The sequence below is a fragment of the Bdellovibrio sp. genome, assembly GCF_036384735.1.
Lineage (GTDB): Bacteria > Bdellovibrionota > Bdellovibrionia > Bdellovibrionales > Bdellovibrionaceae > Bdellovibrio.
On record NZ_DASVLT010000047.1, the window covers coordinates 1 to 14,257 of the forward strand.

A 14,257-nucleotide genomic window follows, 5' to 3' on the forward strand; every position below is an offset into this window, starting at 1 on the left:
ACTCATTCCTGGCCAGGCAATGTGCGCGAGTTAGAAAATCTGATCGAACGATCGGTCATTTTAAGTGAAACGGGTATCGAGGCCGTGGATTTGAAAATTTCCAAAGACGAGAATGCCCCGGAAATTTCAGAATTAGGATTACCTACGTTTTTGAGAAAAGATGAGGCAGGGAAAATCCTGCCCATCGAAGTAGTGACGCGGCTTTATATTAAATATGCTCTCGAGGTGAACAAGGGAGCTAAAGACAAAACCGCGCGCGATTTGGGTATTGATCGAAAAACTCTTTACCGTCGGTTACGTTCCATTAGCGCAGATAAACCATAAGTAAGGCTTTGCCCTTTTGTGCTTTGGTGAAGAGGAATCCTTCGTCCCCTTTTTTCGGTGCAGCTCCTGATCCCTCAAGAGTTGACTTCGTTTGGTAAGAGGATGTGTTCAAGAATTTTTGCAATGGATTTGGACGTTCTGTCATGTTGTATGTGTTTACGTCATTCACTGCCAAATTTTTAGTTAGATAGTCCTTCACTGCTTGGGCGCGTGCGTTTGCCATAGTTACATCTTGCTTTGGCATCTTTTGATCTTCTGTTGGATATTCCTTATCAGACCAAACAGCAACTTTGATTTCCGAGATTTCGCCTTTAGCACGAGCGCTTTTTACGATTTCTTGCAGATCTTTCTTGGAGGCATCAGACAAAATAGTCTTACCCTCATCGAATTTCACTTCATCGACCAGATTGGCACCTAGAATTTTTGCGCCAGCTTCGACTTCAGAGTTCACGGCTGCATTTGCGACAAGACCACTGAAGATAGTGAGGGATGCAATCAATGTAAGGATGCATTTTTTATTCAACAACATCGGTTTCCTCCTAAGTTGATAATCAGCTGTGCTGTAGAGAGGAAGCAGAATTGGTGCCAGTCATTTAAATGCATGAGCGGCGCGCCAAACTCTCTTTTGGTCCAACTTCGCCTCAAGACCTGTGGGAGATTTGCCCCTTGACCCTGTGAATAAAGATTTTGAGAATAAAGCTATATGAAAAAATCAATTGCGCTTCTTTTTTGTGTTTTGTCTTTTTCAGTTTGTTCTTTCGCAGCTTACGGTGAAAGTCGCGGCTCTTCACCTGCATTGTCTTATGACTTGAGCGGTGGGGTGGGATCTTACAATCAGAACTCTTACACGGAAATTGATTTGGGGTTGAACTGGTTTGTTCAAGATTGGTTGAACTGGCGCAACGCTTTGTTCACTCAATTCGGCAGCACGATCGATACGGTCTATGGTTTGGACACGGCACTGCTTGCACAAACCTCTTTCTATACTTCAGGTCGTGGCGCAGGCATTGAGTTTTTCGCCGGTCCCGGTTTGCGCTTTGCCAATGAGGATTCTAATGGTGCCTTCGCAAAAGCCGGAGTCATTTTTGCTTTAGCAGGATTGCGTCTTGGCGGCGGGGCACAGTTCACTCACTACTATAGTGATACTCGTGAAGATAAAAACCAAGAGAGACTTCCTCAAGATGCCGTTCAATACTTCATCATCTTAAGCGGCGGCGGTACTTTCTAAGTAACATAACGAAGTCGTTGGATTCTGAAAAAGATTTGTACGATTAGAGTTTTCGCTCGGAAGAAGTTTCGCGTTTGTTTTTTTCAAACAGTCGAAACTTTTGACAAGCGAAAATTTTTTTAAAGATGCTAATTTTTCGAGTCGCGAATTATTTCAAACACTTATCGTGTCCCAGTATGAAACTAGTTTTCTAATTCCAAACATTTCCGCAAAGTTAGCCTAGCTTTAAGTTCCCAGACCAAAATCCGTATACTAGCCAAGAACTGCCGCAACAGTTAAAGGGAAGAGGAAGGGAACATGAAGACCTTAGGGAAAATCGCAGTGCTTGTCGCAGGTGCTGCAATGACGATGGGAAATACAAAGTGTCAGCAACAAGCAACTCCGGCGCGCTCGCTGAAGAAGATTGTTGATCTTGGGTCCATCAAATCCAGTCCAATTAATTTTCCTAACGGGTCATTCGACTTCCAATTTGTTGTGAACCAACAAATCTATGGTGTCCTTCAAGATAGTGACGAGTTTGTATTTAAGTACAATCCACCAATTGCGACAGCCCCTTCCAAAGCGACAACGACTGCTGACGGCGACACAAATCTATTCAATCTATCTAAAGCGGATAAAGCGATGATGAAAGCTATGGTCGTTGATTCTGCGAAAAGCAGCTATGACGTGCAGTATTCGCAAACTGCTTGGTGCATGGCCAATCTTCCGCAAGTGAAGCTTTCGGGTTCGGTGAACTCTTTTGAAATGTTGGGTGGCGGTGGAATCACTATTGGTTTCAATCCGGCGGGTGCATTGCCGACAACGGGTTTGGCTTCTGCCGGAGTCAATTTGCAATTTGCACAACTTGATCTGTCAATGGTGGGAACTCGTCCTCTGAGCAATACTGTTGTTGGTGCGGCGAACGTGGATTCAAAACAAACTAAGACTGCTGTGAACTTCACCTTGAACTTCGGTCTATGGAGTGTGGGACCAAGCGCTTACTATTCAACTCCACTGGCAAATGTTTCTAAATCAGCTCTTGAAAAAGCAGTTAGCGCTTTAAGTGATCAAATGAAATCTGACGAGTGGTACACACGCGTGATGGCTAATGATGACACTCACCTGATTATCGTGGGTGGTACAGATGTGGGCCTTGAAGTTGGCGACCAATTGTTAGTGTACAACGAAGACTATTACTGGGATGGCGAACCCTGTAATTCAAATTATCTAGGTGGTGGCGCTGCTGCGAATGCAGCGGTTGCGAAAATCGAAATCGATTATGTCGGTGACGAGATTTCTCGCGGCAGAGTGATCGAACAAAATGACTACAACGCCGTCGTTGGTGCAAAAGTGAAATTGTTCGCCTTCCATGCCGCGAACTATGTTCCGCCAGCAGCAGGGGTGCAGCCGGCAACGGGTACAACTTCCAGCTCTACTGTGGCTTCCGCGACACCAGTGACAAGCTCTAAAGCTACCGGAGCTCACTAAATCCTGCGCCTTGTTAGACTGAAAACGAACCCCTTCAAGTAAGGGGTTTTCCCTTAGAAAATCAGCCACTTTCCTTGCCATTCTAGGCACTCAGGTGTAGGGTCTCGGCCATCAAGCTAGAGGCCCTTATGTTTTCAGGAATCGTAGAGTCCGTGATGCCCATTACAAGCTCTGAAGAGCTTGTAAATGCCTATCGTATTAAAGTTAAAAAACCTAGTGAATTCAATGATATAAAGCTTGGCGATAGTATTGCCTGCGATGGCGTTTGCCTGACCGTAGAAGCTTTTGATGATTCGCATATAACCTTCGCTTTGGCGGCGGAAACGATCAAAGTGTTGAATTGGAATCCCACGACATGGCTTGGGAAGAAGATGAATCTCGAAAGATCCTTGCGTTTCGGCGATCGCATTCATGGTCACTTGGTGACGGGGCACGTGGACAGCCTAGGATCTGTGACTCGCTCGGAACTTCAGGGGGAGTCGTTCTTTCTTGATGTGAAAGTGCAACCGACAATTCTTCCTTTCGTCTGGAAAAAGGGCAGTATCACTCTCAACGGAGTGAGTCTGACCGTGAACGAACTTGCGAATGACATCGTGTCTGTGTGCCTGATTCCTGAAACAATCAAACGTACAAACTTGGGCGACCTGAAAGTGGGAAGCCTTGTGAATGTCGAACCTGACTATATGGCTCGCGCGATCCAACGCTCTTTAGAAGTGCAGAAGGGTTAAGATGGAATTCAATTCTATTCCCGAAATTATTGATGATGTTCGTGCCGGCAAAATGGTGATTTTGGTCGATGATGAAGATCGTGAAAACGAAGGCGATCTTATTATGGCCACTGATCACATCACAGCAGCGGGGATCAACTTCATGATCACTGAAGCTCGTGGTTTGGTGTGCCTGTCTATGACTCCACAGCAAATGGATCGCCTGCAATTGCCGTTGATGGTTCGTGACGAGTACAACTATGCTCCGAACAAAACGGCGTTCACCGTCAGTATCGAGGCGGCTGAGGGTATCAGCACGGGGATTTCAGCAGCGGACCGTGCACACACTTGTAAAGTGGCAGCGCACCCTCACGCGAAATCTTCGGACGTTCATATGCCTGGTCATATCTTTCCAATTCGTGCGCAACAAGGTGGAGTGTTGAAACGTGCCGGTCATACTGAGGCCAGCGTTGACCTGGCTCGCCTTGCTGGTTTGAATGCTGCGGCTGTGATTTGTGAAGTGATGAATCCGGATGGCTCTATGGCCCGCGTTCCTGATTTGAAAGAGTTCGCCAAAAAACACAATATCAAAATCGGAACGATCGTTGATTTGATCGCCTATCGTTTGGCTAACGAAACCTTGGTGGAAGAGCTTGCGAACATTCCATTGCCAGCTTCTTTCGGTGAAAACTATAAAGCTCGCGTTTTCCGCAGCACAGTGGATGGTCTTGAGCATCTTGTGATTCAAAAAGGCGAAATCAAAAAAGATCAACCAACATTGGTTCGTGTTCACGTTGATAACTTCACTCGTGATTTCATGTCGGCTTTGCAAAGAGGAGCTTCTTCTGTCGTAGAAAGTTTTAAGATGATTGAAAAAGAAGAAAGCGGAGCATTTGTTCTTCTTCGTGGAAACAATCGTACCCATGGACTTGCGCAAGAGTTGCAAGTTTTGATTGGTATGGAAGACATTCGTCCTTCGACTCCGTTGATGGATGAACGTGACTATGGTATCGGCGCGCAGATCTTGCGCGAAATCGGTGCGAACAAAATTCGTTTATTAACCAACAAGCCAGAGAAAAAAGTTGGCTTGAAGGCATTTGATATTGAGATCGTTGAAATCGTAGCGCTTGAAAATTGTAAAGGGGCTAACTAATGGCAATCAAAGTCGGTGTAGTAACTGCACGCTGGAATAATGAAATCACTGAAAAACTAGAGGAAGGGGCGATCAGCTATCTTGAGTCTTGTGAAGACGTCGAGATCTTTGCGGCTCTGGTTCCAGGTGCTGTGGAAATTCCTTTGGCTTGCCAGGCTTTCTTTGAAGCAGGTTGTGATGGTGTGGTTGCTTTGGGCGCGGTGATTCGTGGGGATACTTCTCACTACGATTATGTCTGCAATTCTGTGACTGATGGCGTGACTCGTTTGATGCTCGACTACAAAAAACCAATCGGTTTTGGTGTGTTGACGACTGAAAATGAAGAGCAAGCCCATGCTCGCGCCGGTGGCGAACATGGCAACAAGGGGGCGGAAGCGGCTCAAGTCGTTATGGAGATGATCGGTTTGACTCACGAGATTCCTGCGACTTTGCAAACGGCGAAGATGTTGGTAACGGCTCCTGCGAAAAAAGCTGCGAAACCAGCCACTAAGAAAGCCGCAAAACCAGCAGCGAAAACACAAAAAAAGCAGAAAAAAGTAAAAAAATAATTTAGGCTTTAGGGGTGGCTTACTCCGGCAACGCCGGATTAAGCCAGTGCCTTGAGCATGGATTCAAGGTGCCAGAACAAGGAAATGATGTGAGTTCAGAAAATACCCCTATTAAAGATGAATTCCTTCCTCCTGGTCCTCAGGAGTTCAGAAAGCGTCGACGAGAAATATTTATTGTCGTCTTGGTGTCGCTTTTGTTCGTCCTTCTTACTTGGTTCGAGATCCGCCTGTTCGCGACAAGTCAGCAATTGCCTTTCGTACACAGTATCTTCTTCTTCGGTCTCGTAAATTTTAACATCGTTCTTTTGTTGCTTTTGTTGTTCATGATCTTCCGAAACGTCGTGAAGGTCTTCGTTGAGCGACAAGGTAAAGTTTTTGGTAGCAGTCTTAAGGCGAAACTTGTCGCGGCTTTCGTGGCATTCAGCTTCATTCCAACTGTTTTGATGTTCATCATTTCGGTTTTCTATATCAACTCGAGCTTTGATAAATGGTTCTCGGCAAAGATGGCTGGGGTTTTGAAAAGTTCGATCGAGGTTACAAACGCTTATTACTTCAATGCGAAAAAGAAGAACTATCATTTTGCTCATCAAATCGCGGATGCGGTTCGTCCTTTGCATAATTCAAAGGATATCGAAAATAAAATCGAACATCTTCGTAAAGAGTTCGCCCTCGATGCTGTGGAATATTATCCATCCTTGTTTGGAAAGCGCATTGTCGTTTCTGCCGAAGATGACACAGTACCGACGGTTCCCGCCGTGTCCCTCGAGTTCCTGCAAAAGGGAATCAAGGTTCAAGCGGAAGCCAGCATCATCCATCAATTCGGGGATGGTAATTTGGTGCGGGTGATTGTGCCGGTAAAAGAGGGAGCTGATCGCGGCGCTATCGTTGTTTCTAGTTTTTTACCGTTATCGCTGGTGTCGAAGATGGATGATATCTCGACGGCCTATGATGAGTTCCGGGATATCAATCCGCTAGAATATCCGCTGAAGTCCATTTACCTGATTATCTTGGTCCTGATGACCTTTGTGATCTTATTGGCTGCAACCTGGTTTGGATTCTATTTGGCAAGACAGTTGTCGATTCCAATTGTGCAGTTGGGCCGTGCCACCAGACGAGTTGCTGGCGGTGACTATACCACGTTGAATATTAAATCCGGTTCTGAAGAGATCAATGATTTGATCTCAAGCTTTAATCAAATGACGGTGATCTTGGAGACAACTCTGGAAGAGTTAGACCAACACGCGCGTTATACAGATACGGTTTTGAAGAATGTTAACACAGGGGTGATTTCGGTCGATCAGGCGGGAAATGTGACGACTGTGAATCGCCACGCGGCTCAGTTGCTAAGAATCGATCCAGAGAAGTACATCGGTCATTCCGTGCGCGAGCTTTTGACGTTGGAATACTTCCGTACCTTCGCAGAGCTTTTGAAGACCATGCAGGACCACAAGGTGGAAAGCATTCAAAAAGAATTGCGCATCAACGTTCACGGTCAAGCTGTGCCTTTGTTGATGAATCTTTCTATCTTGAAGGATGAAAAGGGTGAAGAAGTTGGTAAGATTCTGGTGTTCGATGATATGACTCCGATCGTGAATGCCCAGCGTGCGGCGGCTTGGACGGAAGTGGCTCGTCGTATTGCCCATGAAATTAAAAACCCTCTGACGCCGATCAAGTTGTCGGCGGAACGTCTGCAAAGAAAGTTCGGCGCTTCGATCACAGATCCTGCATTCAGTGAATGTACGACAATGATCGTGAAGCAAGTAGATGGTCTGAAAAATCTTGTGAACGAGTTTTCGAACTTTGCGCGTTTGCCGCAAGCTCGACCCGTGGTTGCGAACTTGAATGCTGTGGTGGAAGAGTCTTTAGGGCTTTATCGCCAGGCTCATCCACACGTAAGCTTTGATTTTGCGCAGGATTATGATTTGCCGGAATTTAAGTTCGACCCCGATCAGATCAAGCGTGTTTTGGTCAACTTGGTGGATAACGCCGTTGCTGCTGTGTCGAAAGAGCCACAACCAACTGTGCAAATTATCACTCGCTACGACCACGACATCAAAACTGTACGTCTTTCTGTGGCTGATAATGGTGAAGGAATCCCTGCGGCGGATCGAAACCGCATTTTTGAGCCTTACTACTCTACAAAAGAGGGCGGAACTGGATTAGGATTGGCTATTGTGAAAAGGATCATCGAAGACCATAACGGATTCATTCGCGCCACTGCGAATGATCCAAAGGGAACAAAGATGGTCATAGAAATGCCAGTCAATGAAGTTGGGGCTTGGAAGCCTGCAGAAGAATAGACCCACTTATTGAATGAGTTAATTAGAAAGAAGGTCGTGATGTCGACTCTATCTACGAAAATTTTGATTATTGATGACGAAGCACCAATTCGTGATGTGCTTTCAGCCTCGCTGAAGGATGAAGGCTATCAAGTCTTTTTGGCTCACGATGGTGAGTCAGGTTTGCAAGCCATTCGCGACATTCAGCCAGACCTTGTTTTCCAAGATATCTGGATGCCAGGTAAATACGACGGTATCGAAGTTTTGACATTGGCTCGTAAAGAGTTCCCTCACGTTGAATTTGTGATGATCTCTGGCCACGGAACGATCGAAACAGCTGTGAAGGCAACTAAGCTTGGCGCCTGGGACTTTATCGAGAAGCCACTTTCGATGGATAAAATCTTGATCGTGATTTCAAATATCCTCAGCTACCAACAACAAAAAGAAGAGAAAGCGCTTCTTTTGAATAAGTTGAGAAAATCAATTGCGTTGATTGGGGAAGCTCCGGCTATCGTGGCGACCAAACAAATCATCGCTCGCGTGGCGCCGACGAACTCTTGGGTTTTGATCCAAGGCGAAGCAGGTGCAGGTAAAAAGCTTGTCGCTGAAAATATTCACTACATGAGCTCTCGTGCCAGCCGTCCGTTTGTTGATATCAACTGCGGTGGCGTGCCTGAAGATCTTTTGGCTTCGGAAATCTTTGGTATCGAAAAGGGTGCTATGCCCGGAGTAGAGCGCACGAAAAAAGGAAAGTTAGATCTAGCTTCTGGCGGTACTTTATTTATTGCTGAAATCTCTGCGATGAATAAAGAAACACAAGGCAAGCTTTTGGCGTTCCTTGATGAAAAGAAATACACTCGCGTGGGCAGCAACGAGCAAATCGAAAACGATGTGCGTGTGATCGCAGCTTCAAGCAAAGACCTTGATAAAGAAGTTAAAGAGGGTCGCTTCCGCGAAGACCTTTATTACCGCTTGAACGTGATTCCGTTCCGCGTGCCTTCATTGAAGGAGCACACAGAAGACATTCCAGTCCTGACTTCTTACTTCGCAGACAATGTCGCTCGCGAGAGCGGTTATGCGAAGAAAGCCTTTTCGGAACAGGCGATGAATCACATGATCTCTTACCAATGGCCAGGGAACGTACGCGAGCTTAAAAATTTCATCGAGCGCGTGTATATTCTGACTCCAGGGGATTTTGTAGATCTTCATGACGTGCGTTTTGCGGGATTGGTCGAACAAGGCGAAGGAAAGGCGATGGATATGCAAGATCTGTCAACGTTCCGTGAGGCCCGTGCTCAATTCGAAAAAGAATATCTTCTTCGCAAAATTAACGAAAACGGTGGAAACATCAGCCGCACAGCCGAAGTCATCGGTTTGGAGCGCAGCTACCTTCACCGCAAAATTAAAGCATACGGTATTGATACGAAAGACAACTAATAGGGAAACGACATGGCAGATACAGCGATTACTCCAACACGTTCAGAAAATTACCCAGAGTGGTACCAACAGGTTATCACAGCAGCTGATATGGCTGAAAACTCTCCAGTTCGTGGTTGCATGGTGATTAAACCCTGGGGCTACGCAGTTTGGGAAAACATGCAAGCGGTGTTGGATCGTAAGTTCAAAGACACTGGGCACGTGAACGCATACTTCCCGTTGTTGATTCCACTATCGTTCTTGGAAAAAGAAGCGGAACATGTGGAAGGTTTCGCTAAAGAGTGTGCGGTTGTAACTCATCACCGTTTAAAAGGTGATGGCAACGGTAAATTGATTCCGGATGGTGAGTTGGAAGAACCACTTATCATTCGCCCCACGTCAGAAACAATCATCGGTCATCAATTTGCAAAATGGGTGAAATCATATCGTGATCTTCCTGTTTTGATTAACCAGTGGTGTAACGTGATGAGATGGGAAATGCGCACGCGCATGTTCCTTCGTACCGCAGAATTCCTATGGCAAGAAGGCCATACAGTTCACGCCACTGCTAAAGAAGCTCAAGAAGAAACTTTGCAGATGTTGGACGTTTACGCAGATTTCGCTGAAAACTATATGGCGATGCCTGTGATCAAAGGCATGAAAACAACAGACGAACGTTTCCCAGGCGCCGTTGACACTTATACGATCGAAGCGATGATGCAAGATCGTAAAGCGTTGCAAGCAGGCACTTCCCATTTCTTGGGTCAAAACTTCGCGAAGGCTTCCGGTATCAAATACTTGAGCGCTGAAGGTAAAGAAGAAGTGGCATGGACAACATCATGGGGTGTTTCAACGCGCTTGATTGGTGGTTTGATCATGACTCATTCGGATGACAACGGTTTCGTTGTTCCTCCGAAGATTGCTCCATTGCATGTGGTGATCGTTCCGATCTATCGCAATGATGAAGAGAAAAAACAGGTTTTAGAGTACGTAAATGGCCTAGCGAAGGATTTGAAAGCTCAAAACTTTGCGGGTGGCAACGTGCGCGTAAAAGTAGATGATCGCGATATCCGTGGTGGTGACAAAGCATGGCAGTACATTAAACAAGGTGTGCCTGTGCGTGTGGAAGTGGGCCCTCGTGATATGGCAAAGGGCGAAGTTTTTGTGGGTCGTCGTGATAAAGGTCCAAAAGAAAAATCAGGTCACGAACGCAATGCTTTTGTTCAAAACATCGCAGGCCTTCTTCAAGAAATTCAAGATGGTTTATTCGCAAAAGCGAAGGCATTCCGTGATGAAAATATCAAAACAATCACTTCGTTGTCTGAGTTTGAAAATTACTTCAAAGGTGACGAGTCTTCTGCACCGGGATTTGCAAAAGTTCCTTGGAGTGAAGAGGGTATGGGCCATGCGCTTCTTGCTCAATTGAAAGTAACTCCACGTTGTATTCCTCTAGAGCAAGGCCCTGTGAGTGGCAATTGCATCTTCTCGGGAAAGCCTGCGACGAAATGGGTTCTTTTTGCAAAATCTTACTAAGATCGATGACGGTCTTAAGTCCGCAAAGATTGCGACTTTCTAAAACTGAAAACGTAGAATGTGTTAAACGGAGGGAAATACCCTCCGTTTTTCTTTTCGCTTTGACGCTCAAATAACTCGCGCTGAACATCATCTCTAAGAAGATTCTATATCAATAACTACGGGGACTTTTTCTATGAAAGCGTCACTTCTTTTCTTGTTGTTGGTCGTTTCGGCATTGTCAGTCAAAGCGGCACCAAATACCTCACCAGAGTTGGATGATCTGATGACTCTGGATGAATTGGCCTATGAAGTGGCGAAGCCACCTCGTACAGAAATGCATCCCGTGATCTCACCTGAGTCCATTGCTGAACATGATGGTATCGATATCTATAAGGAATATGCCATTGTTCTTCACATTAATAAAAGCGCTTTGGGGCCAGGGGCTCAACATATGCAAGTTTTCGAAGGCGGTAATCAGACATACGATTGGCCTATTTCAACAGGGCGGGAACAATATGAAAAAGCAAAGAGTGGTCGCTGGTATTGGACCGTAACCCCCGCGGGAACGTTTAGCCCTTATAAATTGGAACGGGATCACTACTCATCAACGTGGGATGCGCACATGGAGTACGCCGCCTTCTTTATAGGTGGAGTAGCGGTGCATGCGACAACTCCCGATCATTACAAACAGCTAGGGCAAAGGGCCTCCGGCGGTTGTGTACGACTTCGTAAAGATAATGCGCAAGTTATCTGGGAAAAAATTTCAGCACAGCCACAGGCGTTGGTCCCTTTATTTGCGGCAAATGGCCGCGTGGCGAGGGATTTAAATGGAAATCCCATTCGTGTGATGGGATGGAATACACTTATCATTGTTGATGGCAAGTAGATCCGAAATTCAAAAGTGTTCGTAGAGCGATTTTGTCAAAGTGTGATTGCAGGTCTGGCGAAGTTCCGCTACTACTGCGCAATATGCAGGGGCTTTTCCGGTATTTCTTTATTCTGTCATTTGTGTGTTTAGGGATTTGTGGTGAGTCCCATGCTATTCCTATATCAGATCCTCCTTTACAAATCGTCACCGCTGATTTTCCCCCTTGTAGCTATCAATTAGATGGAAGACCTTCAGGTGTCATGACTGATATCATGCGAGAGGTTTTAAAGGAGCTCGCAAGGGACGGTCGCTCTCCATCTTTGGCTAATGTAAAGATCGAGTATTTTCCCTGGAAGCGCGCTTTTAAAATGGCGACCGAGGGGAAAAATGTTTTGCTATATCCCGTGGGCATCAGTCCCGAACGTGAAAAGCTTTTGAAGTGGGTGGGACCTCAGATGAGCCGCAACATTTGGATTTATGCTCTGAAATCCAATCGTAAACCCAACAGCATGAAGAAAGAAGATTTTAAAGAACAGTTAGTTGGTATCACTCGGGGTTATTCTTGGGAAAAAGACGTTGTGGACTTAGGAGCTATTCCTGATGAAGCCGTCGACGATCGCACTTTGATTCGTAAGATTATTGGCAATCGCATGTCCTATATCGCCATGGACGAATTGGTTTTAAACTATACTTTGAAATTGATGAGTAAAGATGACCCCGAGATTCGCAAATATCAGTTTCAAAAAGTATTTCCACTAAATACAAATGGATCACGCACATTCGGATTTGCTATTAACTCGAACCCAGAATTGATGGCTCGCTTTGAAGCGGCTTATCGCAAAGTCGAAAGACGCAACCTGATTCAAAGAGTTGTCGAAAGAAGCAAATATAATAACTAGCTCCAATCACCTCCGTGAAAGAGAGGTGTCTTTTAAAAATAAATTATCGGCTCGAAGAAAGAGAACTTTTCGAGGTGGGCTTAGGTTCGTGACCTCGAGAAAAGATAAAGCTAGAGAAAAAAAGCAAGAGACAGATCAACACTGGAGAGATTGCTTTTAAGGTCATGGCTGGCCTCCTCGGTCAGCCATTATCTTCACCAGAGTTTCGCAGAAAAGAAACTCTTCAGTGGTAGAGTTCGGATTACATCACGATCATTGATGCGACGAAGGCCAATGATTATGAGAATTCTGTAACTTCGGCGCCATATATGCTTTAAATAATTCAGATTTATTACGTTCATTAAACTTGCCAGCGCGGCTGCACATTAAATTGTCCAGATCGAATTGATAAGACACAAAGGCTTGTTCCGTGTCATCCCAGAATTCGATATAGCAGTCGGGGAAGCCAAGAACATGACCGTACTCATGACGGATAGTCCACTTTGAGTCCCACGCATCAATGGCAACTTGCGAGTCCATTGTGATGGTGTCGCCGCCGACAGAATCAACATAAGCCACTGTGCCTGGAACAAAGCGAATGTTGGCGGCTGCTGAGCTGTCGAAATTCAGGTTCAATTTTCCAGCAAGCCATTTCCATTCGTCTTCGACATTCACTTTCACGAACTGATCAATAGCGGCGATGCCGCTTGGTCTGAAAGGCATGAGAAGGCTGTTTTGTGCACCACGAACATCTTTGCGAGGCACTTGCACTACAAAGAAAGTTTCGTAACTTGCCCGGGCTGCTGCTTGATACTTTTTGAACATGTCGAACAAAGAATTATCACGAACAGCTTTTTCAATCAGAGTGTCACAAGGAGTTTCAATTTTCTGAGCATTAAAGCAGACATCCCAAACCCAACCTTTCAATTGCTTCTGACGATCTGCTGTCAAACTTTTGTAGTTATCAAGCTCTGCCTTTAAGGCCGCATCACCGGACTGGCTTAAGAATCGTAAGCCCCGAAAGTCGAAAACTTTCAAAGTGCGGAAGTAAGGTATGTTCTGCTTCATTCCTTGCCAACGCAAAGAGTGCGAATACAAAACATCAATCTTACGGGCCCAGGTGCGATACGTTTGCAAATCGACAGGAAGCTCTGTCGGCAATGAAGCCGTTCCAAGTAAAACTGTTTTCAGCTCGATTGGCATATCTGCTTCGATTTGATTCCAACGCTCGTTCAATAATGGATCGTTGTAGCGTAAAGGACTTTCCATCGGAATCCCTTGAGATGCTCCTGGATTTGAAAGATCAATTTTGTCTTCGGGTTTGCGATGTGCATTCAAAAGATTCAGCCACTGCAAATTGCGTGGACCAACGGTCAATACATTTTGCCAAGCTTGGGGAGCTTCTCCGGCCAAATTTTGTGGATCATGCAAGTGCATGGGGTATTCATAAGAGTGCGCTTCCAAATCTGGCATCCCGTGAAAATGAGCATGGAATGCAGGAGACGCTTCAACCGGCCAAAACTTTAATATAAGTAGAAGAAGTAGCATGGCCGGATAATAGGTGTTCCTAAAAAATGGGGTCAATGGAAACTGCCCAACAAGGCGTGTCGAATTGTTAGGTTTGTGTTAGGGCCATTGACCGAACTCTGTCGAACTCGATAGCGTCTTGGCATTCTTATTCTTCAAGGAAACAGAATGCTGAAAAGAAGACCACAAAGGACTTATCAGTTGCTCGGTGTCTCGCCGGGAAGTTGGCCCTCGGGAAAGAAATCCCGTCCAGGGGCCACGCGTGTGCCTGCTCTGGCGAAGCCAGAGTGTAAGCCAGCCAGTCGTGTGTCTTCCCACCCTCAGTGTCTTCAAAATAAATCCGTGTC

Annotated in this window: 13 protein-coding genes; 11 read left to right on the top strand and 2 right to left on the bottom strand. The window is 45.7% G+C overall.

Annotated elements, in window-relative coordinates; translation table 11 throughout:
• On the top strand, positions 1-324 hold a 324-nt coding region (locus tag VF412_RS13145), incomplete at its 5' end, for a helix-turn-helix domain-containing protein (RefSeq protein ID WP_331339714.1).
• Here VF412_RS13145 and VF412_RS13150 read toward each other — a convergent pair.
• Entirely contained in the window at positions 305-853 is a 549-nt protein-coding gene (locus VF412_RS13150; protein WP_331339715.1) for an OmpA family protein, read from the bottom strand. The genes VF412_RS13145 and VF412_RS13150 overlap by 20 nt on opposite strands.
• A gap of 174 nt (positions 854-1,027) precedes the next feature.
• On the opposite strand from VF412_RS13150, the gene VF412_RS13155 reads away from it, so the two are divergent.
• The 10 genes from VF412_RS13155 to VF412_RS13200 all read left to right on the top strand — a co-directional run bounded on the left by VF412_RS13155 (position 1,028) and on the right by VF412_RS13200 (position 12,404).
• A complete protein-coding gene (locus tag VF412_RS13155) occupies positions 1,028-1,552 on the top strand; it encodes a hypothetical protein (RefSeq protein ID WP_331339716.1) in 525 nt (174 codons plus the stop codon).
• Positions 1,553-1,849: 297 nt separating this feature from the next.
• Complete coding sequence (locus VF412_RS13160; RefSeq protein WP_331339717.1) at positions 1,850-3,019, top strand: hypothetical protein; 1,170 nt, start codon at positions 1,850-1,852, stop codon at positions 3,017-3,019.
• Positions 3,020-3,147: 128 nt separating this feature from the next.
• Positions 3,148-3,747, top strand: a complete 600-nt coding sequence (locus VF412_RS13165) for a riboflavin synthase (RefSeq protein ID WP_331339718.1) — start codon at positions 3,148-3,150, stop codon at positions 3,745-3,747.
• 1 nt (position 3,748) lies between these two features.
• Positions 3,749-4,879, top strand: a complete 1,131-nt coding sequence (ribB, locus tag VF412_RS13170) for a 3,4-dihydroxy-2-butanone-4-phosphate synthase (RefSeq protein WP_331339719.1) — start codon at positions 3,749-3,751, stop codon at positions 4,877-4,879.
• Positions 4,879-5,427 carry a 6,7-dimethyl-8-ribityllumazine synthase gene (ribH, locus tag VF412_RS13175; protein WP_331339720.1) on the top strand — a complete coding sequence of 183 codons (549 nt, stop codon included), beginning with the start codon at positions 4,879-4,881 and terminating at the stop codon, positions 5,425-5,427. Before ribB ends, ribH begins: the two co-directional genes overlap by 1 nt.
• Before the next feature lie 89 nt (positions 5,428-5,516).
• Complete coding sequence (locus VF412_RS13180; RefSeq protein WP_331339721.1) at positions 5,517-7,727, top strand: sensor histidine kinase; 2,211 nt, start codon at positions 5,517-5,519, stop codon at positions 7,725-7,727.
• A 39-nt stretch (positions 7,728-7,766) separates the two neighbouring features.
• Positions 7,767-9,143 (top strand): sigma-54 dependent transcriptional regulator, encoded by a 1,377-nt coding sequence (locus tag VF412_RS13185; RefSeq protein WP_331339722.1) that lies wholly within the window; start codon positions 7,767-7,769, stop codon positions 9,141-9,143.
• Positions 9,144-9,155: 12 nt separating this feature from the next.
• On the top strand, positions 9,156-10,655 hold the full coding sequence (proS, locus tag VF412_RS13190; protein ID WP_331339723.1) for a proline--tRNA ligase: 1,500 nt from the start codon (positions 9,156-9,158) through the stop codon (positions 10,653-10,655).
• A 175-nt stretch (positions 10,656-10,830) separates the two neighbouring features.
• Positions 10,831-11,523 (top strand): L,D-transpeptidase, encoded by a 693-nt coding sequence (locus tag VF412_RS13195; RefSeq protein ID WP_331339724.1) that lies wholly within the window; start codon positions 10,831-10,833, stop codon positions 11,521-11,523.
• Between the two features lie 83 nt (positions 11,524-11,606).
• Positions 11,607-12,404 (top strand): substrate-binding periplasmic protein, encoded by a 798-nt coding sequence (locus VF412_RS13200; protein ID WP_331339844.1) that lies wholly within the window; start codon positions 11,607-11,609, stop codon positions 12,402-12,404.
• A gap of 252 nt (positions 12,405-12,656) precedes the next feature.
• Here VF412_RS13200 and VF412_RS13205 read toward each other — a convergent pair whose 3' ends face one another.
• Positions 12,657-13,931, bottom strand: a complete 1,275-nt coding sequence (locus VF412_RS13205) for a hypothetical protein (protein WP_331339725.1) — start codon at positions 13,929-13,931, stop codon at positions 12,657-12,659.
• Positions 13,932-14,257 lie beyond the last annotated feature (326 nt).

Bases quoted from the DNA above. Each gene is read 5' to 3' on its own strand.
- ribH (WP_331339720.1), top strand. From the start codon at position 4,879: ATGGCAATCAAAGTCGGTGTAGTAACTGCACGCTGGAATAATGAAATC.
- VF412_RS13185 (WP_331339722.1), top strand. From the start codon at position 7,767: ATGTCGACTCTATCTACGAAAATTTTGATTATTGATGACGAAGCACCA.
- VF412_RS13165 (WP_331339718.1), top strand. From the start codon at position 3,148: ATGTTTTCAGGAATCGTAGAGTCCGTGATGCCCATTACAAGCTCTGAA.
- VF412_RS13195 (WP_331339724.1), top strand. From the start codon at position 10,831: ATGAAAGCGTCACTTCTTTTCTTGTTGTTGGTCGTTTCGGCATTGTCA.
- VF412_RS13160 (WP_331339717.1), top strand. From the start codon at position 1,850: ATGAAGACCTTAGGGAAAATCGCAGTGCTTGTCGCAGGTGCTGCAATG.
- VF412_RS13200 (WP_331339844.1), top strand. From the start codon at position 11,607: ATGCAGGGGCTTTTCCGGTATTTCTTTATTCTGTCATTTGTGTGTTTA.
- proS (WP_331339723.1), top strand. From the start codon at position 9,156: ATGGCAGATACAGCGATTACTCCAACACGTTCAGAAAATTACCCAGAG.
- VF412_RS13205 (WP_331339725.1), bottom strand. From the start codon at position 13,931: ATGCTACTTCTTCTACTTATATTAAAGTTTTGGCCGGTTGAAGCGTCT.
- VF412_RS13150 (WP_331339715.1), bottom strand. From the start codon at position 853: ATGTTGTTGAATAAAAAATGCATCCTTACATTGATTGCATCCCTCACT.
- VF412_RS13155 (WP_331339716.1), top strand. From the start codon at position 1,028: ATGAAAAAATCAATTGCGCTTCTTTTTTGTGTTTTGTCTTTTTCAGTT.
- ribB (WP_331339719.1), top strand. From the start codon at position 3,749: ATGGAATTCAATTCTATTCCCGAAATTATTGATGATGTTCGTGCCGGC.